General features: G+C 73.8%; 19 protein-coding genes. 5 read left to right on the top strand and 14 right to left on the bottom strand.

Going from position 1 to position 26,774, the window contains the following annotated elements:
- Positions 1-28: 28 nt before the first annotated feature.
- Together Sco07f_RS09695 and Sco07f_RS09690 are read right to left on the bottom strand one after the other, a co-directional pair.
- Positions 29-427: a RidA family protein gene (locus tag Sco07f_RS09695; RefSeq protein ID WP_108987564.1), complete on the bottom strand. Its 399-nt coding sequence runs from the start codon at positions 425-427 to the stop codon at positions 29-31.
- Positions 424-1,608: an acyl-CoA dehydrogenase family protein gene (locus tag Sco07f_RS09690; RefSeq protein ID WP_007445230.1), complete on the bottom strand. Its 1,185-nt coding sequence runs from the start codon at positions 1,606-1,608 to the stop codon at positions 424-426. The genes Sco07f_RS09695 and Sco07f_RS09690 overlap by 4 nt, the downstream gene beginning before the upstream one ends.
- A gap of 150 nt (positions 1,609-1,758) precedes the next feature.
- Between Sco07f_RS09690 and Sco07f_RS09685 the strand changes: the two genes are divergently transcribed.
- The 3 genes from Sco07f_RS09685 (at position 1,759) to Sco07f_RS09675 (ending at position 5,306) form a co-directional block, all read left to right on the top strand.
- Positions 1,759-3,435 (top strand): AMP-binding protein, encoded by a 1,677-nt coding sequence (locus Sco07f_RS09685; RefSeq protein WP_108987563.1) that lies wholly within the window; start codon positions 1,759-1,761, stop codon positions 3,433-3,435.
- A gap of 15 nt (positions 3,436-3,450) precedes the next feature.
- Positions 3,451-4,311, top strand: a complete 861-nt coding sequence (locus Sco07f_RS09680) for a PaaX family transcriptional regulator (protein ID WP_007445222.1) — start codon at positions 3,451-3,453, stop codon at positions 4,309-4,311.
- 83 nt (positions 4,312-4,394) lie between these two features.
- On the top strand, positions 4,395-5,306 hold the full coding sequence (locus Sco07f_RS09675) for a sulfotransferase family protein (RefSeq protein WP_054102290.1): 912 nt from the start codon (positions 4,395-4,397) through the stop codon (positions 5,304-5,306).
- Here Sco07f_RS09675 and Sco07f_RS09670 read toward each other — a convergent pair.
- On the bottom strand, positions 5,294-7,726 hold the full coding sequence (locus tag Sco07f_RS09670; RefSeq protein WP_108987562.1) for a bifunctional salicylyl-CoA 5-hydroxylase/oxidoreductase: 2,433 nt from the start codon (positions 7,724-7,726) through the stop codon (positions 5,294-5,296). The genes Sco07f_RS09675 and Sco07f_RS09670 overlap by 13 nt on opposite strands.
- A 4-nt stretch (positions 7,727-7,730) precedes the next feature.
- Complete coding sequence (locus Sco07f_RS09665; RefSeq protein ID WP_007445228.1) at positions 7,731-8,558, bottom strand: enoyl-CoA hydratase family protein; 828 nt, start codon at positions 8,556-8,558, stop codon at positions 7,731-7,733.
- A gap of 184 nt (positions 8,559-8,742) precedes the next feature.
- On the opposite strand from Sco07f_RS09665, the gene Sco07f_RS09660 reads away from it, so the two are divergent.
- Complete coding sequence (locus Sco07f_RS09660; protein WP_007445220.1) at positions 8,743-9,183, top strand: ATP-binding protein; 441 nt, start codon at positions 8,743-8,745, stop codon at positions 9,181-9,183.
- Here the strand turns inward: Sco07f_RS09660 and Sco07f_RS09655 are convergent.
- The 7 genes from Sco07f_RS09655 to Sco07f_RS09625 form a co-directional block, all read right to left on the bottom strand.
- Positions 9,143-10,585: an amino acid permease gene (locus Sco07f_RS09655; protein ID WP_108987561.1), complete on the bottom strand. Its 1,443-nt coding sequence runs from the start codon at positions 10,583-10,585 to the stop codon at positions 9,143-9,145. The two genes, Sco07f_RS09660 and Sco07f_RS09655, sit on opposite strands and share 41 nt — an antisense overlap.
- 128 nt (positions 10,586-10,713) lie before the next feature.
- Positions 10,714-11,721, bottom strand: a complete 1,008-nt coding sequence (argF, locus tag Sco07f_RS09650) for an ornithine carbamoyltransferase (RefSeq protein WP_108987560.1) — start codon at positions 11,719-11,721, stop codon at positions 10,714-10,716.
- A 147-nt stretch (positions 11,722-11,868) separates the two neighbouring features.
- Entirely contained in the window at positions 11,869-13,092 is a 1,224-nt protein-coding gene (locus tag Sco07f_RS09645) for an arginine deiminase (RefSeq protein WP_007445225.1), read from the bottom strand.
- A 64-nt stretch (positions 13,093-13,156) separates the two neighbouring features.
- The gene (locus Sco07f_RS09640; RefSeq protein ID WP_108987559.1) at positions 13,157-15,022 is read right to left on the bottom strand and encodes an aKG-HExxH-type peptide beta-hydroxylase; all 1,866 of its coding nucleotides are present in this window, start codon (positions 15,020-15,022) and stop codon (positions 13,157-13,159) included.
- 141 nt (positions 15,023-15,163) lie between these two features.
- Positions 15,164-15,400, bottom strand: coding sequence for a hypothetical protein (locus Sco07f_RS09635; RefSeq protein ID WP_007442535.1), 237 nt, complete (start codon positions 15,398-15,400; stop codon positions 15,164-15,166).
- Between the two features lie 101 nt (positions 15,401-15,501).
- Positions 15,502-16,629, bottom strand: a complete 1,128-nt coding sequence (locus Sco07f_RS09630; protein ID WP_108987558.1) for an effector-associated domain 2-containing protein — start codon at positions 16,627-16,629, stop codon at positions 15,502-15,504.
- Entirely contained in the window at positions 16,626-17,807 is a 1,182-nt protein-coding gene (locus Sco07f_RS09625) for a hypothetical protein (RefSeq protein WP_108987557.1), read from the bottom strand. Before Sco07f_RS09625 ends, Sco07f_RS09630 begins: the two co-directional genes overlap by 4 nt.
- A gap of 131 nt (positions 17,808-17,938) precedes the next feature.
- Here Sco07f_RS09625 and Sco07f_RS09620 point away from each other — a divergent pair, with 131 nt between their 5' ends.
- Complete coding sequence (locus Sco07f_RS09620; RefSeq protein WP_108987556.1) at positions 17,939-19,261, top strand: cation:proton antiporter; 1,323 nt, start codon at positions 17,939-17,941, stop codon at positions 19,259-19,261.
- A gap of 90 nt (positions 19,262-19,351) precedes the next feature.
- On the opposite strand, the gene fxsT is transcribed toward Sco07f_RS09620, so the two are convergent.
- Genes fxsT through Sco07f_RS09605 form a run of 3 tightly spaced genes read right to left on the bottom strand, consistent with a single transcriptional unit; the run spans position 19,352 to position 26,664 of the window.
- A complete protein-coding gene (gene fxsT, locus Sco07f_RS09615) occupies positions 19,352-23,995 on the bottom strand; it encodes an FxSxx-COOH system tetratricopeptide repeat protein (RefSeq protein WP_108987555.1) in 4,644 nt (1,547 codons plus the stop codon).
- Entirely contained in the window at positions 23,996-25,120 is a 1,125-nt protein-coding gene (locus Sco07f_RS09610; protein WP_108987554.1) for an AAA family ATPase, read from the bottom strand.
- Positions 25,117-26,664 (bottom strand): VMAP-C domain-containing protein, encoded by a 1,548-nt coding sequence (locus tag Sco07f_RS09605; RefSeq protein WP_108987553.1) that lies wholly within the window; start codon positions 26,662-26,664, stop codon positions 25,117-25,119. The genes Sco07f_RS09610 and Sco07f_RS09605 overlap by 4 nt, the downstream gene beginning before the upstream one ends.
- Positions 26,665-26,774: the final 110 nt, after the last annotated feature.

Genomic DNA, 26,774 nt, shown 5'->3' with positions numbered 1-26,774 from the left:
GTCCGGGAAGGGAGAAGGCGGGGGCGCCCTACGGCAGTACGGCGAACCCGTCGATCTCCACCAACGCCCGTTCGTCCCACAGCCGTACGACCTCCACGACCGCCATCGCCGGGTAGTCGCGGCCGGCCAGTTCGCGCCAGGTGCGGCCGAGATCCGCGGCGTGGGTGCGGTAGGCGGCGACGTCGGTGGCGTAGACGGTGACGCGGGCCAGGTCGGCGGGGGTGCCGCCGGCCGAGCGCAGGGCGGTGAGGAGGTTGGTCAGGGCCTGCTCGAACTGGGCGGGGAGGGTGTCGCCGGTGATCCTGCCGTCGGTGTCGAGGGCGGTCTGGCCGGCCAGGAACACGACGCGGGTGCCGGTGGCGACGACGGCGTGGGAGAAGCCGGTGGGCGGGGACAGTTCGGGCGGGTTCACCCGTTCGGCGGTCATGCTCCGGCCTCCTCGGTCGTGGTGTCGGTCTCGTGCGTCCGGGGCACCTGGTGCGTCCGGTACAGCTCCTTGGCGACGATGCCGCGCTGGACCTCGCTCGCGCCCTCGTAGACGCGCGGGGCGCGCACCTCTCGGTAGAGGTGTTCGAGGAGGTGTCCGCGGCGCAGGGCGCGGGCGCCGTGCAGCTGGACGGCGCGGTCGACGACGTACTGGGCGGTCTCGGTGGCGAGGAGTTTCGCCATCGCGGCGCGCTTCGGGACGTCCGGGGCGCCGGCGTCGTAGGCCGTGGCCGCCGCGTACACCATCAGGCGGGCCGCCTCCGTGCGCAGCGCCATCTCGGCGACCTGGTGGGAGACCGCCTGGAGGTCGCGCAGCTTGCCGCCGAAGGCGTCGCGGGCGGTGGTGTGCGCGAGGGTCGCGTCGAGGGCGGCCTGCGCCATGCCGACGGCGAAGGCGCCGACGCTGGGGCGGAACAGGTTGAGGGTGTCCATGGCGACCCGGAAGCCGCGGTCGGGTTCGCCCAGGACGTCGTCCGCGGTGACGGGCACGGCGTCGAAGTCGAGGGCGCCGATGGGGTGCGGCGAGAGCATGTCGAGCGGGGTGCCGGTGAGGCCGGGGCGGTCGGCGGGGACGAGGAAGGCGGTGACGCCGCGGGACCCGGCGCCGGGGGTGGTGCGCGCGAACACGGTGTAGAAGTCGGCCTCGGGGGCGTTGGAGATCCAGCACTTCTCGCCGGTGAGCCGCCAAGCGGAGGCTCCCGCGCCGTGCCCGGTCTCCGGCTCCGCCCGCAGCGACAGTGCCGCCGCGTCCGAGCCCGCGTCGGGCTCGCTGAGGGCGAAGGCGGCCACCGCGGTGCCGTCGCTCACGCGGGGGAGCCAGCGGGCGCGCTGGGCATCGGTGCCGTGGGCGTGCACGGGGTGGGCGCCGAGGCCCTGGAGGGCGAGGGCGGTCTCGGCCTCCGTGCAGGCGTGGGCGAGCGACTCCCGCATCAGGCACAGGTCGAGGGCGCCCGAGGTGAACAGGCGCGGCAGCAGGCCGAGGGAGCCGAGCTCGGCGACCAGGGCTCGGTTGACGCGGCCCGGCTCGCCCTTCTCCGCGAGCGGGCGCAGCCGTCCGGCGGCGAGGGCGCGCAGCTCCTCGCACCAGGTGAGTTGTGCCGGTTCGAGCGAGAATGAGGTCATCGCCGGTCCCTTCCCCTGCTCCCCTGCGTGCTTCCCCGCCCACCGGACGGGCCTCGGGCCACGGCCGAGGTTATCGCGCCCCGTTGACTGTCGTCACCAACACGATACGCTCGTTGCGCGAGCCCACCACGACAAAGGGGGCGAACCGCCATGGCCGATCCGCGCCACGCGGACCCGCACCGCTCCGCCCACGTCGACACCTTCGCGCGCGACCACCTGCCACCGCCCGAGCAGTGGCCGGAGCTCCTCTTCGACCTGCCCGGGCTGCGCTACCCCGCCCGGCTGAACTGCGCCGCCGAGCTGCTCACCGGCCCGCCCGACGGCCGCCCGGCCTTCCGCACCGCGTCCGGGGACACCTGGAGCTACGGCGGGCTGCGGGAGTGCGTCGACCGGATCGCGCACGTGCTGACCGGCGACCTCGGCGTCGTCCCGGGCAACCGGGTGCTGCTGCGCGGCCCCACCACCCCGTGGCTGGCCGCGTGCTGGCTGGCGGTGCTGAAGGCGGGCGCGGTGGCGGTCACCGTGCTGGACCGGCAGCGCCCGCACGAACTGCGCGCGATCTGCGGGATCGCGGGGGTGCGGCACGCGCTGTGCGACGTCCGGTCCGTCGACGACCTCGCCAAGGCGGAGATCGACGGCCTGCGGATCACGACGTACGGCGGGGACGCGCCGGACGACCTGGAGGCCCGCACGGCGTCCGGCGCGGCGCCCGGCACGCCGTACGAGGCCGTCGACACGGCCGCCGACGACGTGGCGCTGATCGCCTTCACCTCCGGCACCACCGGGCGCCCCAAGGGCTGCATGCACTTCCACCGCGATGTGCTGGCGATCGCGGACACCTTCTCCGAGCACGTGCTGAAGCCGCGGCCGGACGACGTGTTCGCGGGCAGCCCGCCGCTCGGTTTCACGTTCGGGCTCGGCGGTCTCGTCGTCTTCCCGATGCGGGCCGGGGCGAGTGCCCTGCTGCTGGAGCAGGCGGGCCCCAGGCAGCTGTTGCCGGCGGTCGCCGAGCACCGGGTGTCGGTGCTGTTCACCGCGCCGACGGCGTACCGCGCGATGCTCGACGAGCTGGACGCGCACGACGTGAGCAGCCTCAGGCGCTGCGTCTCGGCGGGCGAGAACCTGCCCGCGGCCACCTGGCGGGCCTGGCACGAGCGCACCGGCCTGCGCATCATCAACGGCATCGGTGCCACCGAGTTGCTGCACATCTTCGTGTCCGCAGCGGACGACGCCATCCGGCCCGGCACGACGGGCGTCCCGGTGCCGGGGTGGCACGCGCGCGTGCAGGACGAGTACGGCGCGCCCGTGCCCGACGGGGAGCCGGGGCTGCTCGCGGTGCGCGGGCCGGTCGGCTGCCGTTACCTCGCCGATCCGCGCCAGCGCGAGTACGTGCGCGACGGCTGGAACGTCACCGGGGACACCTACGTCCGCGAGCCCGACGGGTACTTCCGGTACGTGGCACGCGCCGACGACATGATCATCTCCTCCGGGTACAACATCGCGGGACCCGAGGTGGAGGACGCGCTGCTGCGCCATCCGGACGTGGTGGAGGCGGCCGTGGTGGGCCGGCCCGACCAGCGCCGGGGGCAGGTCGTGGTGGCCCACGTGGTGCCGCGGGAGGGGGCCGGGCGGGACGCGGACGCGCTGCGCGAGTTCCTGCGGTCGGAGCTGGCGCCGTACAAGTGCCCGCGCGAGATCGTCTTCCTGGACGCGCTGCCCCGCACGGCGACCGGCAAGCTCCAGCGCTACCGCCTCCTCGACCCGCCCGGCCCCGGCCCCGCCCCGGCCCCCGGTGCTCGTCCGGATCCCCTGGGCGGCCGGGCCTGACGCCGACGACATAAGATGATCAACGTGTCCGACCAGCACGTACAGCACGCCCCGAGGTCCCTCATCGTCACGCTCTACGGAGCGTACGGCCGTTTCGCGCCGGGCCCGGTGCCCGTCGCCGAGCTGATCCGGCTGCTCGCCGCGGTCGGGGTGGACGCGCCCTCCGTACGCTCGTCGGTGTCCCGGCTCAAGCGGCGCGGGCTGCTGCTGCCCGCCCGTACGGCCGAGGGCGCGGCGGGGTACGAACTCTCCGCCGAGGCCCGCGAGTTGCTGGACGACGGAGACCGGCGCGTCTACGCCACCGCCGCACCCCACGAGGACGGGGGCTGGGTGCTCGCCGTGTTCTCGGTGCCCGAGTCGGAGCGGCAGAAGCGGCACGTCCTGCGCTCGCGCCTGGCCGGCCTCGGTTTCGGCACCGCGGCGCCCGGTGTGTGGATCGCCCCGGCCCGGCTGTACGAGGAGACCCGGCACGCGCTGGGCCGCCTGGGCCTGGACTCCTACGTGGACTTCTTCCGCGGCGAGCACCTGGGCTTCACGGCGACCGCCGGGGCGGTGGCCCGCTGGTGGGACCTGGCCGCGATCGCCAAGGAGCACGAGGCGTTCCTCGACCGGCACGCGCGCGTGCTGCACGACTGGGAGCGCCGGAAGGACACCCCGCCCGAGGAGGCCTACCGCGACTATCTCCTCGCCCTGGACTCCTGGCGCCACCTGCCCTACGTGGACCCGGGGCTGCCGGCCCGGCTGCTGCCCGTGGACTGGCCCGGCACCCGCTCGGCGGCCGTCTTCCGGGCGCTGCACGAGCGGCTGCGCGACGCGGGCGCGCGCTACGCGGGCATGGGACCGGAGACGGGTCCGACCTCACTCCCCGGACAGTGAGTCGCGTCACATTTTCGCGGGATCGGCGAACCCTCAGCTCTCTCAGACCCTCTTCTCAGGTTTCTCACCTACCGTGCGGACGCATGAGTCTCGCGCGCAACTTGAACCGGGCCCTCACCGTCACCACCGGCCTCCAGGTACGGAGAGCCCCCCAGGCGGCGAAGGGGAAGCCGAAGGGAAGGCCGGGGAAGAGGCCGGCCGACGCGCGGCCCGCGGCCCGGCAGGAGGCCGCGTACCGATGTCCGTCGGCCGAGGAACTGCCGACCGAGCGGCTGCTGCGGCGGCCGGTCTTCATCATCTCGTCCATCCGCTCCGGCTCCACGCTGCTGCGCATGATGCTGGGCGCCCATCCGCGGCTGCACGCCCCGCACGAGCTGCACATCGGCCGGCTGGAGGTCACCTGCGCCAACTGGTTCTCCGAGCGCGCGATGGGCGCCCTCGACCTCCGGCGCGGCGACCTGGAGCACCTGCTGTGGGACCGCGTCCTGCACCGCGAACTCACCCGGTCCGGCAAGGACTTCGTGGTCGAGAAGACCCCGGCCAACGCGTACATGTACCAGCGCCTCAAGGACTGCTGGCCCGACGCGCGCTTCGTCTTCCTCCTGCGGCACCCCGTGTCGATCGCCCGTTCCTGGCACGAGACCGACCCGGTCAAGCGGCCGCACGACACGGCCGTCACGGACGTGCTGCGCTACATGACGGCCGTCGAGGAGGCCCGTACGGCGGACGCCGACGGCTTCACCGTGCGCTACGAGGACATCACCGACGACCCCGGGCGCGAGATGCGCCGCCTGTGCGCGTACCTGGACGTCGACTACACGCCGGCCATGCTGAGCTACGGCAGGAAGGGCAACGCCGAGCTGGTCAGGGGCCTGGGCGACTGGCGCGAGAACATCCGCACCGGCACCGTGCAGCCGGGGCGCGCGCTGCCCGGGGAGGAGGAGATCCCCGAGCGGCTGCGCGCGATGTGCGCGGCCTGGGGCTACACGTCCTGACGCGGGCCGTGCAGCGTGAGCCTCGGCTTGGGCGCGTCCGTGCGCCCGGTGCGCGGCGGCCGGCTGCCCGCCCGGTACGGCGCCGGCCAGACGGCGCCGGGGCCGTCGTAGCCCTGCTCGGCGGCGGCGTGCAGGGTCCAGTGCGGGTCGTAGAGGTGCGGGCGGGCCAGCGCGCACAGGTCGGCGCGTCCGGCCAGGATCAGCGAGTTGACGTCGTCCCAGGAGGAGATCGCGCCGACGGCGACGACCGGGACGCCCGCCTCGTGCCGGATGCGGTCGGCGTACGGCGTCTGGTACGACCGCCCGAACTCCGGCCGTTCACCGGACACCACCTGCCCCGTGGACACGTCGACGGCGTCGGCGCCGTGCGCGGCGAAGGCCCGGGCGATCTCCACCGCCTCCTCGCCGCTCGTGCCGCCCTCGGCCCAGTCGGTGGCGGAGATCCGTACCGTCATGGGCCGTTCACCGGGCCAGACCTCGCGTACGGCGTCGAAGACCTCCAGCGGGAAACGCAGCCGCTTCTCCAGTGAGCCGCCGTAGGCGTCGGTGCGGTGGTTGGTGAGCGGGGAGAGGAAGCCGGAGAGCAGGTAGCCGTGGGCGCAGTGCAGTTCGAGCAGGTCGAAGCCGGCCTGCGCGGCCCGTTCGGCGGCCGACCTGAACTGCTCGCGCACCTCGACGAGTTGGGGCCGGGACAGCTCACGCGGCGTCTGGCTGCCGGGCCGGTACGGCAGCGGGGACGGCGCCACGAGGGGCCAGTTGCCGTCGGGCAGCGGTTCGTCCATGCCCTCCCACATCAGCCGGGTCGAGCCCTTGCGGCCGCTGTGGCCCAGCTGTACGCCGATCGCGGTGCCGGGTGCGCCGGCGTGCACGAAGTCCGTGATCCGCCGCCACGCCTCGCCCTGCCGGCCGGTGTAGAGGCCCGCGCAGCCGGGCGTGATGCGGCCCTCGGCGCTGACGCACACCATCTCGGTCATCACCAGGGCGGCACCGCCCAGGGCCCTGGCCCCGAGGTGGACCAGGTGGAAGTCGCCGGGGACGCCGTCGGTGGCCGAGTACATGTCCATCGCGGAGACGACGACGCGGTTGCGCAGGGTCAGACCGCGCAGGCGGAACGGGGTGAACATCGGGGGCGTGTCCGGCGGGCAGCCGAACTCGCGCTCGACGGAGTCCGTGAAGCCGGCGTCGCGCAGCCGCAGGTTCTCGTGGGTGACCCGGCGGCTGCGGCTGAGCAGGTTGAAGGCGAACTGGCGCGGCGGCTGGCCGAGGTACCGGTCCAGGTCCTCGAACCACTCCAGGCTGGCCTTCGCCGCCCGCTGCGTGGAGGCGACGACGGGGCGCCGCTCCTCCTCGTAGGCGGCGAGTGCCCGCGGGAGGGTGGGCTGTTCCTCGAGGCAGGCGGCGAGCGCGAGGGCGTCCTCGACGGCGAGTTTGGTGCCGGAGCCGATGGAGAAGTGGGCGGTGTGGGCGGCGTCGCCGAGCAGGACGATGTTGCCGTGCGACCAGCGTTCGTTGACGACCGTGCGGAAGGTGGTCCAGGCGGACTTGTTGGACCGCAGGGGGCGGCCGCCGAGGGCGTCGGCGAAGATCTTGGCGCAGCGGGCGCTGGATTCCGCTTCGTCGAGTTCGTCGAAGCCGGCCGACTGCCAGACCTCCTCGCGCATCTCGACGATGACGGTGGAGGCGGCTTCGTTCTGCGGCCCGTAGGGCCTCGTTGAGGGGTGGTGGTCGGGCGACGGGCGGGAGTAGGGGTAGCCGTGCAGTTGCATCACGCCGTGCTCGGTCTCGGCGATCTCGAAGCGGAAGGCGTCGAAGGCGAAGTCGGCGGCGAGCCAGATGTAGCGGCAGCGGTGGGGGGTGAGGTGCGGCCGGAACACGTCGCGGTAGGCCTCGCGGGTGGCGCTGTGCACTCCGTCGGCCGCGACGACGAGGTCGTGGGTCCGCGCGAGCCGGTCCGGGGGCGGTGCCACGGTACGGAAGCGCAGGTCCACGCCGAGGTCGCGGCAGCGGTCGTGGAGGATTTCGAGGAGGCGGCGGCGGCCGAGGGCGGCGAACCGGTGCCCTCCGGAGGTGTGGCGGGTGTTCCGGTGGACGATGTCGATGTCGTCCCAGCGGACGAAGTGGGCCTTGAGGGCCTCGTAGACGGTCGGGTCGGCGTGTTCGATGCCGCCGAGGGTTTCGTCGGAGAGGACGACGCCGAAGCCGAAGGTGTCGTCGGGGGCGTTGCGTTCGTAGACGGTGACCTCGCGGTCGGGGGCGAGGCGTTTGAGGAGGGCGGCGGTGTAGAGGCCGCCGGGGCCGCCGCCGACGATCGCCGCGTGCAGGGGGTGGCTTGTCTTCGCGGGCGAGTGCGGGTCTGTTGTGGTTGCTCGCGCAGTTCCCCGCGCCCCTGAGGTTGCCATGCTCCCCCGTGTCGACACCATCGCCTTACCTCCCTTGCCACTTCGGTGGGCGCTTCTCCGTGAAGGCCGCGTGGAACTCGGCGTAGTCCTCGCCCGTCATCAACAGGGCCTGGGTCGAGGCGTCCAGTTCCACCGCTGCCGCCAGCGGCATGTCCAGCTCGGCGGTCAGGAGGGCCTTGGTCTGGGCGTGGGCCAGGGCCGGGCCGTCGGCGAGGTGGTGGGCGAGGGTGTGGGCGGCCTCGTCGGCACGGCCCTCTTCGGTCAGTTCGCTGATCAGGCCGATGCGCTCGGCCTCGGGCGCGCGGACCGTGTCGCCGAGCATCAGCAGCCGGGTGGCGTGGCCGAGGCCGACGACACGGGGCAGCAGGTACGCGGCGCCCATGTCACCGCCGGAGAGGCCGACGCGGGTGAAGAGGAAGGCGAAGCGGGCGGACGGGTCGGCGACGCGGAAGTCGGCGGCCAGGGCGAGGACCGCGCCCGCGCCGGCCGCGACCCCGTGCAGGGCGGCGATCACCGGGAACGGGCACTCCCGTACCGCCCGGACCACCTGGCCCGTCATCCGGTTGAAGTCGAGCAGCCGGGCGGTGTCCATGGACAGGGTGGCGCCGATGATCTCGTCCACGTCGCCGCCGGAGCAGAAGCCGCGCCCCTCGCCGGCCAGGACCAGCGCCCGTACGGACCGCTCGCGGGACAGCTCGGCGAGCAGGTCGCGCAGGTCTGCGTAGGCCTCGAAGGTGAGCGCGTTGAGCTTGTCGGGGCGGGCGAGGGCGACGGTGGCGACGCCGTCGGTGATCTCGACACGCAGGTGCCGCCAGTCGGGAGTGGGGGCGGCGGAGCCGGTGAAGGGACTCATGACACTCGAAGTTATCACTCTTTCGTGACTGTCGTCACGGGTGCGCGATAGAACGTCGGAGCGTCGGTGTCGAGGGTCTTAGGTCCCTGGGGGTGCCCGTCGAACGGCTCTGCCGGGTGGCGCCGTACCATTCATAAGGTTGAAAGCAGGACAGGACGCCCCTGCTCCACGAAACGGACCCGCCGTGCACGATCACTCCCCCGCTCCAGCCTCCTGGCGCATCGCGCTGCCGCACTCCGCCGCGGCCGTGCCGGTGGCGCGTGCCCTGGTGCGCAACGCCCTGGCCGAGCTGGAGCACACGGCGGACGGCGACACCGCGGAGCTGCTCACGGCGGAACTGGTCGCCAACGCCGTGGAGCACACCTCCGTCGGGCGGACGCCGATCGAGCTGGTGGTGGAGCTGCGGCCGACCGGCTGCCAGGTCGAGGTGCACGACCCGGACCCGGCGCCGCCGGCCGACCTCACCCGCACGGACGTGGAGCCGCCCGACCCGTGGCGCGAGGGCGGGCGCGGTCTGCTGCTGATCCGCGCGCTCAGCTCGTCCTGCGGCCACCGGCCCGCCGGGGCGGGCAAGGCGGTCTGGTTCAGGCTTCCTGCGGTACCCGCTCAGCGTCGTCGGCACTGACGGCCGTCGTCCGGGCCAGGCGGGAGTGGCGGCGGCCGTAGGCCGTGTAGACCAGCAGGCCCACCGCGAGGAACGCCGCGAACTGGAGCCAGGTGGCCCCGCCCGTCTCGTACATCAGGTACAGGCAGAAGCCGACGCCGAGCAGGGGCGTCGCCGGGTACAGCGGGACGCGGAAGGTGCGGGCGAGGCCCGGTTCGCGGCGCCGCAGGGTGATCACCGAGACGTTGACGGCGGCCATCGTGGCGAGGGTGCCGATGGTGCACAGGTTGACCACCGCGTCGAGCGGGGCGAAGGCCGCGGGGAGCGCGAAGACCACGCCGACGATCAGGGTGCCGGCGACGGGCGTCGAGGTGCGCGGGGAGACCTTCTCGAAGACGCGCGGGATCAGGCCGTCCCGGGACATCGACATCAGGATGCGGGTCTGGCCGTACATCACGGCGAGCACCACCGAGGCGATGGCGACGACCGCGCCGAAGGCGACCACGGCCCCGCCGATCGCCGAGCCGGTGACCTCGTCGACGACGTAGGAGAGCGCGGCGGGCCGGTCGCCGACCTGGTCGCCGCCCACGGCGCCGATCGCGGCGACGGCGACCGCGCAGTAGAGCAGGGTGACCAGGCCGATGCAGACCAGGATCGCGACGGGGATGTCCCGGCGCGGGTTCTTGGCCTCCTCGCCGGCCGTGGTGATCGCGTCGAAGCCGATGTACGAGAAGAAGGCGGCCGTGGTGCCGGCGCCGATGCCGCCGAGGCCCGCCGGCGAGAAGGGGGTCAGGTTGCCGTCCTCGAAGGCGTAGAAGCCGATGGCGCAGAAGGCGAGGAGTACGGCCAGCTTGAGGACGGCCATGGCGGCCGTGGCGCGGGCGCTCTCCCGCACGCCGCGCACCAGGAGCACGCAGGCCAGGGCGATGACGATCACCGCGGGGAGGTTGACGGCGCCGCCGTCGCCGGGGCCCGCGGACAGTGCCTGCGGGAGCCTGAGACCGAGGACGCTGTCGAGCAGCTCGTTGACGTACTGGCTCCAGCCGACCGCGACCGCCGAGACGGACACGCCGTACTCCAGGAGCAGGCACCAGCCGACGAGGAAGGCGGTGCGCTCGCCGAGTCCGGCGTAGGCGAAGGAGTACGAGGAGCCGGAGACCGGGATCGCGCCGCCCAGCTCGGCGAAGGCGAACGCGGTGAACACGCAGGTGATCGCGGCCAGGACGAAGGAGACGACGACGGCCGGGCCGGCCTCGGCCACCGAGTCGGACAGGCCGACGAAGATGCCGGTGCCGACGATCGCGCCGACGCCGAAGCAGACGAGCTGGAACAGGCCCATCGTGCGCTTGAGGCCGTGGCCCTCGCGGTCGGTGCCGGATTCGGCGATCAGGAGGTGGGGGGACTTGACGCGGGAAGCGGGCATGACGGGTGGTGCTCGTTTCTGGTGGTGCGGGGGGCGCGACGGTGGTCGCGGCCGGCGGCGCCGGAAGGGGTGGCTCCGGAGCCGCCGGTCAGCATAGGGCCTGGTGGGGGAGGCGGTGTGGACGAGACTCAGGCGAGGGTGGCGACGAGGACGGCCTTGATGGTGTGCAGGCGGTTCTCCGCCTCGTCGAAGACGACCGAGTGCTCCGACTCGAAGACCTCGTCGGTGACCTCCAGGGAGTCCAGCCCATGGGCCTCGAAGATCTCCTGGCCGACCTTGGTGCCCAGGTCGTGGAAGGCGGGCAGGCAGTGCAGGAACCTGACGTCCGGGTTGCCGGTGGCGCGCAGGACGTCCATCGTCACGGCGTAGGGCGCGAGGGCCTTGATGCGCTCCGCCCAGACCTCCTTGGGCTCGCCCATGGAGACCCAGACGTCGGTGACGACGAATCCGGCGCCGCGCACGCCCTCGGCCACGTCCTCGGTGAGGGTGATGCGCGCACCGCTGGCCCCGGCGAGCCGGTGCGCCCGGTCGACGACCTCCTGGGCGGGCCAGTAGGACTTCGGGGCGACGATGCGCACGTCCATGCCGAGCAGGGCGCCGGTGACCAGGTAGGAGTTGCCCATGTTGAAGCGGGCGTCGCCGAGGTAGGCGAAGGTGATCTCCCGCAGCGGGCGGTCGCTGTGCTCGGTCATCGTGAGCACGTCGGCGAGCATCTGGGTGGGGTGCCAGTCGTCGGTCAGGCCGTTGTAGACGGGGACGCCGGCGAAGGCCGCCAGCTCCTCGACCTTGGTCTGGCTGTCGCCGCGGTACTCGATACCGTCGAACATGCGCCCGAGGACGCGGGCGGTGTCCTTCACGGACTCCTTGTGGCCGATCTGGGAGCCGGCCGGGTCGAGGTACGTGGTCGAGGCGCCCTGGTCGGCGGCGGCGACCTCGAACGCGCAGCGGGTGCGCGTCGAGGTCTTCTCGAAGATCAGCGCGATGTTCTTGCCCTGGAGGTACCGCGTCTCCGCCCCGGCCTTCTTCGCGGCCTTCAGCTCCGCGGCCAGCTCGACCAGGCCGCGGAACTCCTCCTCGGTGAAATCGACCTCCTTGAGGAAGTGGCGGCCGGTGAGGACGGTCGGGACTGTCGCCATGGGGGCGCTCCAGAGGTGCAGGTCGGGGACTGACTTCTGGAAGTCTATACGAACTTCTGAATTTCTATGCGGGGCCAGTCTCCGTCGGCTCCAGTCTCCGTCGGGGCCAGTCTCCGTGCAGGGCGGTTCGCTATACAGCGCGGGTCTCTATACAGGCCCTCGCTCCACCGGGCAGCTCATGCAGCGCGGCCCGCCCCGGCCCCGGCCCAGTTCGCTGCCCGGGATCTCTATCACCTCGATGCCCTGTTTGCGCAGGTGGGTGTTGGTGGTGGCGTTGCGTTCGTAGGCGACGACGACGCCCGGCTCGACGGCCAGCACGTTGCAGCCGTCGTCCCACTGCTCGCGCTCGGCCGCGTGCACGTCCTGGGTGGCGGTCAGGACCCGGATCTCGCCGAGCCCGAGGGCGGCCGCCATCGCGCGGTGCATGTGCTCCGGCGGGTGGTCGGTGACCTTCAGGTCCTTCTCGCCGGCGCCCGGCTCGATCGTGTAGGAGCGGAGCATGCCGAGCCCGGCGTACTGGGTGAAGGTGTCGCCGTCGACCATCGTCATCACCGTGTCCAGGTGCATGAAGGCGCGCCGCTTCGGCATGTCCAGGGCCACGATGGTCCGGGCGGACCCGGCGGCGAACAGCTTGTGCGCGAGCATCTCGACGGCCTGGGGCGTGGTGCGCTCGCTCATGCCGATGAGCACGGCGCCGTTGCCGATGACCAGGACGTCGCCGCCCTCGATGGTGGAGGGGTAGTCGGCCTGCCCCTCGGACCAGAGGTGGAAGGTCTCGTCGCGGAACAGCGGGTGGTGGCGGTAGATCGCCTCGAAGTGGACCGTCTCGCGCTGCCGGGCGGGCCAGCGCATGGCGTTGATGGAGACCCCGTCGTAGATCCAGGCCGAGGTGTCCCGGGTGAAGAGGTGGTTGGGCAGCGGGCCGAGCAGGAAGTCGTCCAGCTCCATGGCGTGGAAACGCACGGAGGTCGGCTCCGGGTGCGCGTCCAGGAACTCCCGCTTGGTCATGCCGCCGACCAGCCACTCGGCCAGCTCGTGGGCGGGCAGGGTCTCGAAGGCGGCCCGGAGGTGGTCCGTGGCCAGCACTCCGTACTCCTTCTCGTCGAAGACCCGGTCCAGGACGAGCCGCCGTGCGGCCGGGACGTCCAGGGTCTCGGTGAGCAGGTCGCCGAAGAGGTGCACCGCCACCCCGCGGTCGCGGAGCACGTCGGCGAACCCGTCGTGCTCGGCGCGCGCCCGGCGCACCCACAGCACGTCGTCGAAGAGAAGGGCGTCCTTGTTGCTGGGGGTGAGCCTTTTGAGCTCGAGATCCGGCCGGTGCAGGATGACGCGGGTGAGCCGCCCGGCTTCGGAGTCGACTTGGAATCCCATGCCTCCATCCTGACCAATCGGGCGGGTGTTCACCCCCTGCTTTCGCAGACCGGTGCGACCCGGGTCAGCGACCGGGCCGGGGCAGGAGCAGCTCCGGGCGGGCGAGCGGGCGGCGGGTCGACCGACCCGGGTCCAGGACCGCGCGGGCGACGATCCAGCCGGACAGCGCGCGAGGGTCGGTGGCGTCACGGGCCAGGTCCTTGGCGTAGCCGTCCAGCGCGGTGGCCGGATCTCCGGCGGCGAGGTGCTCGTCGGGGGTGCGGGGGGCCGCGGGGCGGAGCGCGAAGGCGTGGGTGCGGGTGTCGGACCAGAAGCCGCGGTCCGGGCGGAGGCGGAGGGCGCCGTCGTCCGGTCCGGCCGGCGCGCGGTCGTCGTCCGGCGCGGCGACGTTGCGCAGCCGCCACTGGGTGCGGTGCAGGACGGCGGCCGTGCGGGCCCGGCGCAGGGCGACCGGGTCGACGGGTACGCGCAGCCAGCCGTCCAGCGTCCGGGCGAGGCCCTCGACGAGCCGGCGCCCGGGCGCGGTGAGCCGGGCACTGGTCAGCAGGGTGCGCACGACCAGCCGGCACTGCAGGCGGCGCAGTGCGAAGTGGTACGCGGCGGCCTCGGCGTGCGCCGGATCGGTCAGCCGGTCGTGCCAGAAGCCCGCGACGCCGGTGAAGGCGTAGGCGCCGTGCAGCAGCCCGGTGAGGTGGCGCGGGTCGGCCCGCCAAGGGGCGTAGTAGCGCTCCTCGCGGTCGTCGTCGAGGAGCGGGAAGAGGTGGAGCAGGGCGGCGAGCTTGCTGTGCTGGAACTCGTGGACGAGGGTCTCGGCGAGGGCGAGGGCGGATCCGGGGCGGGATATCACCATCGCGCCGAAGGAGTCGCCGCTGGAGGCGGAGACGGCGACGGTCGGTGGGGCGGGCGGCGTGAGAGCGGTGCGGCCGTACGGCACGACGGCCCGGACGGCCGCCGGGTCCAGCCGCCCCGGACCCTGGCCGGTGCCCGCCCCGGCGAGGATCGCGACGGCGTCGTCGAAGACCCGCTGCCACTGAGCCGCCTCACCGGCGGCGAGCCGGGCGGGCGCCACCGGGTCGTCGAGGTCCCGGTAGGGGTCCAGGTCGTCGAGGGGTATGGCGACGGTGCCGGTGGGGGTGGTGTGGGTGAGGGTGCGCAGGGGGAGCCAGGCGGCGGCTGCGGCGGCCCCCGTACCCGGGGCGGAGCCCGCCGCGGGGGCCGGCGGAGCTTCGGCCGGACGGGGAGCGGGCGGCACTCCGGCCGGACGGGGAGCGGGCGGCACTCCGGCCGGACACGGGCCGGACGGACCGGGGCCGGACGGGCGTGGTCCGTCCGGCTCGCCTCCGTCCGCCGGTGATGTTGTGGGGCGGCACGTCACGGAGGCGCGGGAGCCGTCGGGTGCCGGGGGTCCGGAGAGGGTCAGTTCGCCCGCCTTCGCCGTGGCCCGTGCGACGGTCGGTCCCGGTGGTGCGGCCGGCAGCCGGAGCAGGCCGAGGACCGGCAGGTGCAGGGCGCCGTCGGTGAGGGGGACCGTGAGCGACGTCTCCGTACCGGCGCGCAGGGCCGCGGTGAGCGCCAGGACGTTCAGCCGGCCTGCCTCCGCCCACAGGGGCGGCCCCGTCGCGGTGCCGTGCACCCGGCGCAGCATGTGGGCGATCCAGCCACCCGTCGTCGGCGCGAGCAGCAGCCGGTCGACCGGCTCGGGCGCCCGTTCGGCGGCCGCCTTGAACGTGTCCCAGGCCTCGGCGACCGGGGTCAGCGGTGTGGGCAGCTCCGCGAGCCGGTCCAGCAGCGTCCGCAGCAGGAGCAGCCGCCGCGCCCGCTCACCGCGTTCCAGGAAGGCGACGGCCTCCGCGGATCCGCCTCCGGCGGCCAGTTCCGCGAAGAGCCGGTCCGGCACGCGGAAGGGGGCGGGGCGCGGCTCGCTGGTCATGGGCGGGGACCTCCGGTCGGGGGCGGGCATGCGGGGGTCCCGGCGGGCGCGTGGCCCCGCCGGGGGCGGCGTCCTCGGGTTCCGTCCTCCGGTGCCTTCGGGGCTCTGTCGTCGGGCTCCGTCGACGGGCGCGGTCGGTGCCTATTCGGCCCGGGCGCCGCCACCTCCGCCCTCGCCGCCCCTGATGCTGCCGCGTGCGCGCAGGACCTCCTCGAGAAGGCGGGCGGTGGGACGGAGCGGTGCGAGTCCGTCCACGGCGGTCAGGGGCAGCGCCGCTACGTCCGCCAGATCCGACTCCCAGACGTCGACGCGCCCTGGGGCGACCGGCTGTTCACGGGTGGCGACTTCGGCATGGCACAGAGCGGGCGGCCGGTCCAAGATGCTCCCCCTTCTCGCACGGTGGCACTCGATGCCCCGTGTCCTTTTTCCATCATGACCATTCCGACCCATGTCGAAAACCGTACGATCACGCCACCCGATCAACCGCCGGTACGCGGCCCCTCCGCGGAGTCCGTCAATTCCCGCAGGGCCGAGGCGAGTTCCCCCTTCCGTGCCGGATCGTCGTCGACGGACACCACCGCGTCGAACAGCTCCCACAACGCGCGTGGATGGTGCCGCCTGAGCCCGTTGAGGATGCCCGTGGCGTCCGTACGCGCCTTGGTGTGGCGGGGCAGGGTCCCGGTGACGCGCGGGCCCAGTGTGGCGACCACCGTCTGACGCTCGGTCGGGTCGCTCATCAGCGGATACGCGAGGAGGGCCTCGACGGCCCGCAGCAGCGGGGAGACCTGCCGCTCCCGCTCCCCCGGCCCCACCGGGGTGAGGATCTCGGTGCGTTCGGGGCTGCGCAGCCGGATCTCGGGATACTGCAGAGTTCGACCCGCGTCCCTGAGGGCGGCGATACGCGTTCGTACGGCCGGAAACAGTTCCTCCGCATCGGGCGGGGCGGGCAGTACGGAGGTCCGGTCGGCCAGCAGGGCGAGCAGGACGTCGGAGAACAGGCCCGTGGCGCGCACGGGGTCGTTGGCGGCGGTCCGGCCCCGCCCGGCGGCCCGCAGCACGGTCTGCCGGTGCGCGGTGCTGCGCCGTCCCACCGGCAGCGCGTCGGGCGGCAGCGGTTCCCGGAACGCGAGCGCCTCCTCGAAGGTCTCGCAGGCGTCCACGATCCACAGCTGGTCCGCGAAGCCGGGCACGGCGTCGCCGGCGTACCGGGCGAGCGCCGAGTCCAGGTCGATGCCCAGCTTGTCCTCGGTGGTGGCGTCCGCGCAGAACAGCCGCAGCTGCCCGGACCGGTCGAGGACGCCGTGTCCGCCCCACCACACCCAGAGCACGTCGCCCCGCACGGCGGGGAGTTCACGGACCAGGGCACGGCGCAGGGTGGCGTGGTCGGCGGGCGCGTACGGCACTTCGGGAACGTACGGCGGCAGCGGGGCGAGGTGCAGCCGGATGTTGTCCCCGGGCACGCCGGCGGCGCGCAGCAGCCGGTGGAAGCGGACCGCGTCCCGGGCGGGGCCGGGCAGGTCCCAGCCGGTGCCGGCGTCGTAGGTCTCGACGCCGACGACGAGCGCGTGCACCCGCGCCGGGTCCGGGGCGGGGACCGGGCCGGTCACGGGAGCCGGTCCACGATGTGCCGGTACACGGCCGGGTTGGTCCAGTAGGCGCTGTGCGCGGCCGGGAAGGGCTGCCGGCTGTCGACGGCGACGTCCGTCACCCGGCCCGGGAACAAGCCGGCGCCCAGGTAGGAGAGCAGGTCACGGGGGTCGTAGAGGTTCAGCCAGTCGGGGAAGTGGTCCGGCAGCGGCGCGGGGTGTTCGAGGGAGGGCAGGGACCCGGACTCGTACAGGAACGGCCCCTGGGAACCGGCCGTGACCAGCAGCCGCACCTGGGGCAGCGGGGTGAGGACCAGAGTGTCCAGGGCGATGATGCCGCCGAGGCTGTGGGCGACGACGGCGACGGGCGGCTCCAGCCCGGCGAGCAGGGTGCGCAGTCCGGCGCGGACCGCCTCGCCGCGGCTGAGGTAGCGCAGGACGTCCCCGGCGGCCGGGTGCGCGGCCTCGGTGAGCGCGCGGCGGCGGCGGACGACGGCGCGGGAGGCGGCGGAGCCGGCGACCCGCAGTGCCAGGGAGCGCACGCCGCGCTCCGTGCCGAGGGCCGGTGCGCCGAGGGCCCGGGCGAGCCGGTCGGTGACGGCGTCCCGGGTGGCGCCGGCCGGGACGAGGGGCAGGTCGTCGTCGAGGATCTGGGCGATGACCTGGGCCGTCAGGCAGCGGGCGGCGAGGCCGGGGAGGTCCTGGGGGGCGAGGGCCGCCGCCGCGGCGCCGAGCAGCGGGTGGGCGGCCAGGCCGGCGGCGGCCCGCGCCAGCCCGGGCCCCAGGTCCGCGGCCGGTGCGTCGCCCTGGGCGGCGAGGGTGGCCAGCCGGGTCCTGAGGGGCTGGTCCGGTGGCAGGGAACCGGGTGGCAGCTCGGCCGCCGGGGCGGCTCCGGCAGCGGTCCCGGAGCCGGCGGCGAGGGTGAGTTCGGCGTACGGGTCGGCGTAGAGGGCGGCCCAGGCTTCCGTGTCGTCGTCACCGGCGCCCGGTACGGAGGGGCCGCGCCGGCCGGCACCGGAGACCGGCGGCAGGCTCGCCCCGTCGGCGGCGAGCGTCGCCCCGTGCTCGCCACCCCAGTAGTACGGCACGACGCGCAGTCCGTCGCGCAGGCCCGTCACCCCAACGGAGAAGCGCCCCGCGAGCGCAGAGAAGCCCGGTTCGCGAACTCCTGTGCCGTGGATGAAGACGACCGCCGTCATGTGCCCCCCGTGCTCCTGGTGAAGACCGCTGTACGACCTGCGACGAAATACCACGCCTCCCTCAGTCTAGGGAGGTTGGCGCAAGCGGGCAGAGGTTGGCCCGCGAACAAGTGAACTCTGCGGAGGCACAGTTGAGCCCGGACGCGACGATCACGCACCTCGTGGGTGCCTCGGCTCTCGTCCTGGTGGCCGCCCACGCCGCCGGGTGGCTGGCCCGGCGGCTGAGACAGCCGTACATCGTCGGCCAGTTGTCGGCGGGCATCGCACTCGGCCCCTCCCTGCTCGGCACGGTGGCGCCGGACGCGTACGCGTCGTTGTTCCCGGAGGAGATCGCCCCGGCGCTGACCGGCTTCGCGCAGTTCGCGCTGGTGGTCTTCCTGTTCGCGGTGGGCTACGAGCTGGATCTCAAGATCCTCGGCGACCGGGCCCGCGCCTCGCTGACCGTGGCCCTCGCCTCGTTCGCGGTGCCGATGGCCGTGGGCTGCGGGGGCGCGCTGCTGTTCGGCGAGCGGCTGCACGAGCTGGGCATGCCGAGGGACCTCTCCCCCGCCATGGTGGTGTTCGCCGGGGTCGCCCTGTCGATAACGGCGGTACCCGTGCTGACGGCCATCGTGCGGGAGAACGAACTGTCCCGCTCCGTGCCGGGTGTGGTGGCGGTCGCGGCGGCCGGGGTGCTCGACGCGGTCTGCTGGGTCGTGCTGGCCGCCGCACTGATCCACGGCGGCGGCGGGGAGGCGACGCTCGACTGGCCGTGGCGGGTGGCGCTCGCCGTCGGTTTCGTCACCGTGATGGCGCTCGCGGCCCGGCCGGTGCTGCGCCGGCTGCTGTGGCGGACGCGGATGGAGCCCTCGCTGCGGCTGGCTCTGCTCATCGGCTTCGCCCTCGGGTCCGCGTGGGTCACGCACTCCCTCGGGCTGCATGTGATCTTCGGTGCCCTGCTCGCGGGGGTGGTGGTCCCGCGTGGGGAGGACGGCACGCTCGAGGCGGACCTGCTGCGACCACTGCACGACGTCAGCTCGCTGCTGCTGCCGTTCTTCTTCGTGGTCTCGGGGCAGTCCGTGGCGTTGAACAGCATGAACGGCACGGGCTGGGCCGTGCTGCTGGCGGTGACCGTGCTCGCCGTCACGACGAAGGTCGGCAGCGGGACGCTCGCGGCCCGGCTCAGCGGACTGGACCGGCACGACGCGCGAACCGTCGGCGTACTGCTCAGCGCCCGGGGCCTCACTGAGCTGATCGCCCTCGAAGCGGGGCGCCAGGCGGGTCTGTTGAGCGCCCCGTTCTACACGGTGCTGGTCTTCATGGCCCTCGCCACCACCCTGTTCACCCAGCCGCTTCTGCTCCTGACCCGCCGCCTGGCCGAACGGAGCCGGCCCGCACACCCCGTGCACGGGTCCCCCGCGGCCCCGCGACCCCAGGACGGGACGTCGACGGCGCCGGCGGCGGACGTGAACTGAGCGAACCCGGCTGCCCGGGCGGCCGGGCGGGCAGGCGGCCGGGCGGGCGGGCGGCCGGGCGGCCGGGCGGGCGGGCGGCCGGGCGGCCGGTTACATCGGGACCGGCGCGATGTCGCACTCGATGCGCCGGCGCTGACGGGCCGCCAGCAGCCAGGGGTGGTCGGCGCGGACCACGCGGGTGAAGCCCTCGACGGCCTTGCGCTGCAGCTCGTCGGCCTCCGCGCCCCTGCCCAGACCGCGCAGGTCGAGGGCGAGGTTGGCCATGCAGGACAGGGTGACCGGGTGGTCCTCGCCGGCGACCTCCGCGAGCAGCGGCAGATTGGCCTCGTCGATGTCGCGGGCCCGGTCGAAGTCCAGGCGTGCGTAGGCCGTACCGGCCCGTCCCACGTCGGCGGTCAGCTTGACGACGTGCCGCTCCCCCACCGTCTCGGTCAGCCGGCGTGCCGCACCGTCCTCCTCCTCCTGCGCGCTGTCCAGGGCTCCGAGCGTCCGCAGCGTCGCTGCCAGGGTGACCCTGGCCAGCAGGGTGCACACGTGGTCCTCGCCGAGCCTCTGCACATAGCGCCGCACGGTGCGCTCCGCCAGCTCCCGGGAGCCCTCCAGGTCCCCGGCCAGGCGCAGGTCGACGGCGACGTTGGTCGCCGTGGCCAGCGAGTCGAAGTGATCCTCCCCGTAGCGGCTGACAAAGTGCCGCAGGGTTTCCTGCGCCAGCTCGGCACCCGCTGCCAGCGCTCCGTCCCGGCGTCGGCACACGGCGAGGTTGCGGGCGGTGCGCAGGGCGAGCGGATGCTCGTCACCGAGCGCGGCACACGCCCGGCGGTACACGTCCTCCTGGGCCTCGCGGGCACCGGGGTAGTCGCCGCTCTCCCGCGTGTTGATCGTCGCGCAGTTGAGGGTGTTGAGCGTGTAGAAACTGGTGGACCCGAAGTGCACGTCGCGCAGCCGGGCGTTCTCCTGGTCCAGCGGCAGTGCTTCCCGGAACTCTCCGCACAGCCGCAGGTCGACCCCCCACGAGTGGGTCGCGCGGAGGGTGGAGGGGTCGTCGAGGCCGAACAGGGACCGGGCCAGTTCGGTGGCCTCCTGGCTGAGCCTCCGCGCCTCCTGGAGCCGGCCCTGGTAGCGGCGGGCGTCGGCCGTCTCGCACAGTGAGTCGATCAGCTCCTCGGGCTCGACGCCGAGCCCGCGGGACGTCTCCAGCGCCTTCTCCACCAGCGGGATGGACTCCGGCACGTGCCCGGTCTGCCGCAGCAGGAACGACAGGCACTTGGCCATCCGGATGACGTGGATGTCCTCCTCGCCGGAGGCCGCGAGCCAGGCGCTGTAGGTCTGCCGGGCGAACTCCGCGGAACCGTCGTGGTCACCCCAGTAGTACAGGAACCACACACTGTCGGCGACGAGGTCCCGTACCCAGGTGTCGGTACTGGTCACCGCGTGCGACGCACGGAGGTGGGGCAGCAGCGACTGGTACTCGGCCCATTCCAGCGGAGAGCCGTAGGGTCCCGGCTTGGCGGCCGACAGCAGCTGGTGCGCGGCGCCCCGCATCCGCTCCCGCTCCTGCGGACCGAGCTTGGCCAGGAGCACGGTCTGCAGCAGGCGGTGCATCTGGAGGGTGTTGGAGCGGGTGTCGACCTTGATCAGGGAGAACTGGCTGAGGTCGCGGATGGCGCGGTTGAGCTTGATCGAGTCGCGCAGCAGGGGGTCGATCTCGGCGGTGATGCTGACGCCGCGGCTGCCGCGCAGGATCGAGCGCGGGATCGGCTCGGGGGCCATGCCGGCACAGATGTCGAGGAGCTGCCTGGCACCCGGGTTGTTCTGCTGGATGCGCTCCAGGGAGAGGTCCCAGGCCGCGGCGACGGAGACCGGGTAGTCGGGATTGGGGTCCAGTTCCAGGATTTCGGGGCTGCGCTGGGCGAGCAGGTCGAGGTAGTCGTCGACCAGCATGCCGGTGACGGCGCGCCAGGCGCCCGCCTGCTCCACGGCCAGCGGCAGGTCGCCGAGGGCCTCGGCGAGCCGGTCGGCGTCCTCGGTCGTCAGGTGGGGCGAGCGCCTGCGGAGCAGCTCGACGGACTCCGACCGCTCGAAGACGCTCACCGGCAGCGGGTTCGCGACCCGCTCCCAGCCGCGGTTGCGGGAGGTGACGATGACCTTCCCGGGCCCGTTGGCGGGGAAGTACTGGCGCACCACGTCGATGTCCTCGGCGTTGTCGAAGACGAGCAGCCAGTCGGCGTGCGGGGTGCCGGCACTCAGTGCCTCCAGCACGGCGGGGACCGCGGTGTTCGCGGCCGGGGCACCCCGCTCGTGGCCGGACGGAGCGATGCCGAGCCGGCCGGCCAGGTTGGCCAGCGCGGCCAGGATGAGGCTCTCCTGCTCGGCGGGGATCCAGCAGATCACCTTGTAGTCGTGCTGGTGGGTGTAGATGTACTCGAGGGCGAGCTGGGACTTGCCGACGCCGCCGAGACCGTGCAGCGCGTGCGGAAGGACCGCGGCCGTGTCCTGGTCACTCAGTTGTTCCTCCACGGCCCTCAGCAGCCCCTGCCGGCCGACGAACGAGGTGTTCCGCAGGGGAACGTTCACCAGTAGGGCGGACGTCGCAGTCGTGGTGCTCTGCATGAGCTGCTCAGCCTCCGGGGCTTCGAGTGGGGTCGCGTCGGTTACCAGGGGCGGCACGTGGTCTCCAGGGTCGTCGGGGTTGCCTGACGCTGGATCACTGCCTTCTCGGCCGCCGGATGATCCCCCGCCGCCCGCAGGGTTCACCTCAGTGGGTGTACCCGCGGGCAAACCGGCGCCCACCCGTTCGGCCGCACCGGGCGACCGGCGCCCGGAGATTCGGGGTTCGATGCGCCTGGCCCGTTCGGAGTAGGGCCCCGAGAGAGCGCGCATCACGGCCAGTTCACTGCGCACCCAGCCGTGCTCGGCCGGGTCGGGCAGAGCGGCCCCGGCCGGGTCGTGCAGCGCCGCGCGCAGGGCGACGCCGCGTCGGCCCGCCGCCGGCAGTTCACCCACCATGCTGACGGTGCGGGCGAGTTGGCTGCGGGTCGTGGTGGCGAGCAGTGCCTCGCGCACCCCGTCGGCGAACTCGGGGCGGCCTTCGCCGCCGCTGTCCCAGTCGATCAGGCCGCCCATGAGGATCTCGGCGAGGTGGTCGGGGCCGGTCTCCGGCATGGTGCGCCGCCGCATCTGTTCCACCAGGTCGAACTCGAAGGGGATGGCGGCCAGTTGGGTGGCGAGGCGTCGTGCGGCGGGAGTGGCGAGCGTGAAGAAGCGCCGTACGGCCGCGGTGGCGGCGCGCGAGAGGCGCGGGGCGCGCAGACCGGGCGCCGGCGCGCCCTTGGCGAGGGCGCCCGCGAGGACGACGGGCAGGGACCGGCGCACGCCCCGCTCGCCGGTGACGAGATCGGCCCAGGTCCCGAGGGAGCCGGGTTTGAGGGAGAGCACCGGCACCGGTACCGAGCCGTCGCCGGCTTCGGGCAGCGGGCGCAGCGGGTCGGGGCCGCCGGGCGGCGCCCAGTGTCCGAGGCCCTCGTTGGCGGCGCCGAACCCGCCGGCCTCCAGGACCGCCTGGTACGGGTAGAGGGAGGTGCGGTGACGCAGGTGCGGCGGCAGGAGGTGGACGAGTGCCGTCGGGCCGGCGTGGCCGAGGCGGCCGAGCAGGTCGTCCGCGGCCGGAGCCGCCCAGCCGTGGGCGAGTCCGTCGGTGACGACCAGGAAGACCCGGCCACCGCGGCCGTCGAGGAGTTCGGCGGGGTCGGCGGCGGCTCCGTCGCCGGAGCGGCGCAGGGTGGCGGTCCCGGTGCGTGGTACGTGGACCCGGACGGCTCGGACACCGCGGAAGGCTCCGCTGTGTTCGGCGGCCTCGGTGAGGCGGGCGCAGGTCTCCTGCCAGATCCGCATGGTCGGGGCGTCGTCGATCAGCAGGACGAGGTCGAAGGCGGTCGCCCGGGCGGGGCGCAGGAAGGGCAGCCACAGGCCGTCCGACAGGCCCTGCTCGGCGGTGGCCTCCTCGTCGAGCTCGAGCGTGTGACGGGAGGGAATGCGCCGGGCGAGTTGGTGCAGGGCTCGGGCGAGCAGCGCGGTGGTGCGGCCGGGACCGGGCTGCGGGCGCTCCTCGGGGGGCAGCAGCGGCTGCCCGGCGTGCAGGGTGAAGGTGCCCTCGTGGTCGGGTAACAACCGTGGCCCGGCGGCTCGTTCGACGGCCACCGCGGTCGGCGGGCCGATGGACGTGCTCCGGTCCGTGAGGTCGGACGGCGGTGCGGGCCGGGTGCCCGGGCCCTGGCCGGGGACGTCGGGTTGTGGGAGCGGCGCGGCGTCGGCGGCACGCGCGTCGCCCGCCGCCGGGGACGGCACCGGTGGGGCCGCGTCCCCGACGTCGCTCCCGGGCCGGGGATCGCCGTCGGACGGGGTGGGCGTCCCGGTGGCGGCCGGGTGGGCCGGTGGTGCGGCGTCGGGTCCCGTCGCCGGTTCCGGGTGGACCGTGCCGGGGCCGCCGTGGCGATCCCAGTACGCTGCGAGCCAGACCGCCTCGGCGACCTCCCGCCAGTGCGCGTCGGCCGGCTCCGGGGCGTCCGCGCCCCGCTGTTCGCGGACGGCCGGTCCCTCGGGCAGGGCAGAGGTGTGCGCCGCTCCGTGCCCACTCGCGCCTTCGACGGACTCGGCGAACGCCGACGGAGGCGACGTCCCTGATACGGCGTCACCGTCGCCCGGTCCGGATGCGCGCTCCCTGGGAAAGCCGGTCATTCAGCGGCCCTTCGCGAGGTCGCGGAGCAGCATTTCCACGAGCTTACGCCCGTCACCGTGCGCCTGGAAACCACCCGCGGTAGTCATCTGGACAGCGTTGAGCAACTGGTCCAGGGAGTGGGTGCCGCCGGACCGGATCCGGCCCAGGAACTCGTCCACCAGGAGCTCGGTGCCCTCCGGCCGGACTCCCAGGTGCCCTTCCACCAGGGCGAGCAGCTGCTCGCGGCCGGGGATGCGCAGCTCCAGCGGCAGGCAGCGGCGGCGGAAGGCGGCGGGGAACTCGCGCTCTCCGTTGCTGGTGATCACCACGACCGGGAACTCCCGGCACTCGACGCGGCCGCTTCGCACCAGCGCCTGGCCGCTGGGGTCGCTGGTGTGGACGCGCGCGGTGTCGGCGGCGTCGCGCACCAGCTCCGGGACGTCATAGCTTCCGTTCTCCAGTACGTGCAGCAGGTCGTTCGGCAGGTCGATGTCGCTCTTGTCGAGTTCGTCGACAAGGAGCACCCGGGGCCGATCGTAGGGCAGCAGCGCGGTGCCCAGTGGCCCGAGGGTGATGAAGTTCCCCAGAACAGGCGGCAGTTGACTGTGTGTTGATACGACTGACGGGTCGGCGTCGCCCGCCACGGGGTCCGCACCCTCCGGGGTGGCCGCCGCCGGTCCGGTCGCGTCCGCTTCGCGGGCCGCGGTGCCGCGCGGTCCGGCCTGCCAGGCGGCGATGGCCTGGGCGCGGCCCATGGCGTCGTGGGTGTACAGCCCGTCCCGCAGCGTGGTCCGGCTGACGATGCTCCACTCCAGGACCCTGCCGAGGCCCAGTTCCCTGGAGATCACGTAGGCGAGGGTGGACTTGCCGATACCGGGCGGCCCCGTGATCAGCAGCGGCCGGCGCAGCAGCAGCGCCGCGTTGACGGTGTCGATCTCGTCGGGGCCCAGCTGGGGAGTGACGTCGCCGGGACCCAGCCGGCGCACCGCGGCCTCCGGCTCGTCCGGCGGGGCGGGCTGGGACGGTACGCCGAGGAAACGCCGCCACGGCGGCGCCTCGGGCAGCGGGGGCGCGACGGCCGGCGGCCGGCCGGTGCCGTGGAACACGCGCCAGCCGTTCGGGGACGTCTGTTCCTGCGTGTTCATGCCGGTGCCTCCTCGCCGGCGCTCTCGCCGGGGTCGTTTGTGTGCATGTCGACGACTCGGGTGGGATCGTCCCAGAAGAACCCGATGTGGCGGCCCAGAAGACGGCCGGGGCCCTGCTGGTTCAGTTCGGCGTTCTGCCGCAGGCGGTGGATGGCGAGCGGGATCTGCCCGGGCCTGGGCACCGCCGCGAACACGGCGGTCACCACTTCGCGCCGCTCCTCGGGGAAGGCCCCCCTGCGGTCCCACACCGCCAGGCCGATGCCTTCGGCTATGGCGGCCTTGAGCGCCTCCATGGCGGGGTCGTGGGCCGGTGCGTCGAGCACCACCGCCGTGTGCCTGGTGTCCCCCGCGAGTGTCGCCTGCCACGCGTCGAGCCGTCGCGCGTCCGGCTCGCTCCAGCCGTGCACGCCGACCCCGTGCCGGCGCAGTGCGTGCCAGCGCTCCTGCCACTGGTGCCGCACCAGTGCGTCGTCGGTGCGCATCCGCTCCAGGCTGCGTAGGTGCACCCCGTACTTCAGCCCGAGCGGCAACGGCCGCCCGTCGCCGACGCGGTACGTCAAGCTCGCCACATCGTGGTTGAGGAGGTCGTACGGAAGGACGAACTCCACGTACGCCGACGGCTGCCCGCGTCCACCGGAGCCGGGGTCCCCCGGTCCGGTCCACATCCGGGCGCCCTGCCGCAGCGCGTCGTCGACGGCCGGGCCGAGCGCGTCCAGGGTGGTCACGGCCGGCGCGCCGGGCTGCGGATCCCACCGGCCCGGAGCGGTGTTGAGCCAGGGCCGTACGACGACGTCGTCGGAGCCGTCCCGGGCGGGCTCGACCGCGACGATCAGGGCGCGGGGGATGTCGGGGTCCTGCACGATGTGGGCGCGGGCCTGCCGGCGCCGCTCCAGCTCTCGCGGGAGACCGGCCCGTTTCACCCAGTCGTCGACCCAGTCGGTCAGCGCGGTGCGGTGGCCTCGCGTGGCGGCCAGCGGGGCCGCACGGTCGAGGAGGAGGACGGCGGGCGGCAGGCCGTCCGGCTGGGTGTTCCACGCGAGGACGTGGAGGAAGAGCTGTTCGGGTAAGAGCCCGCTCGGCAGGTCGAGGCCGTTGAGTTCCTCGGCGAGGTCGTCGCGCAGCCGGCCGGCGGGCAGTTCGCCCCGCGCGAGGACGGCCCGCGCGGCGGCCTCGTCGTCGCTGCCCAGCGGGCCCGGCGGTGCGTCGGGGCCGGCGGGTTGGCCGGGGGTGATCAGCCGGTCCAGTTCGTCGCCGGCGAGCGGTCCTTCGAGGAGGCGCACCACGGTGACGAGTACGCGTTCCCCGCCCGCCACGTTCAGCGCGGCGCGGACCAGGGTGACCACGTCCTCGCGCTGTTTGACACCGCGCAGGTCGACGGTGCGGCCCAGCTGGTCCCCGAGCACCGCGGCGAACTGGACCCGCCCCTGCGGGTCGTCCGTGCAGCCGAGTGCGCACAGTGCCTCGGTCAGCTCCAGCAGCAGTGCCAGCCCGCGTGCATGCCCGGAATCGCCCTCGGCTCCGCCGAATCCCGTGGCTGTCTCCACCGACTGTCCCCCATGAGTCGGTACGTCCCTGACCGACCTGCGAAGTTAGCACGGGAACTGACGGTTAACCAGGGACATGTGGGGTTCGGGCGGCGTCGGTCCGGCCGAGC

Source organism: Streptomyces coelicoflavus (genome assembly GCF_003112555.1).
Taxonomy (GTDB): domain Bacteria; phylum Actinomycetota; class Actinomycetes; order Streptomycetales; family Streptomycetaceae; genus Streptomyces; species Streptomyces coelicoflavus.
Note: the sequence above shows the minus strand (reverse complement) of the source record. Positions and strands in the feature narration are given on the sequence as shown.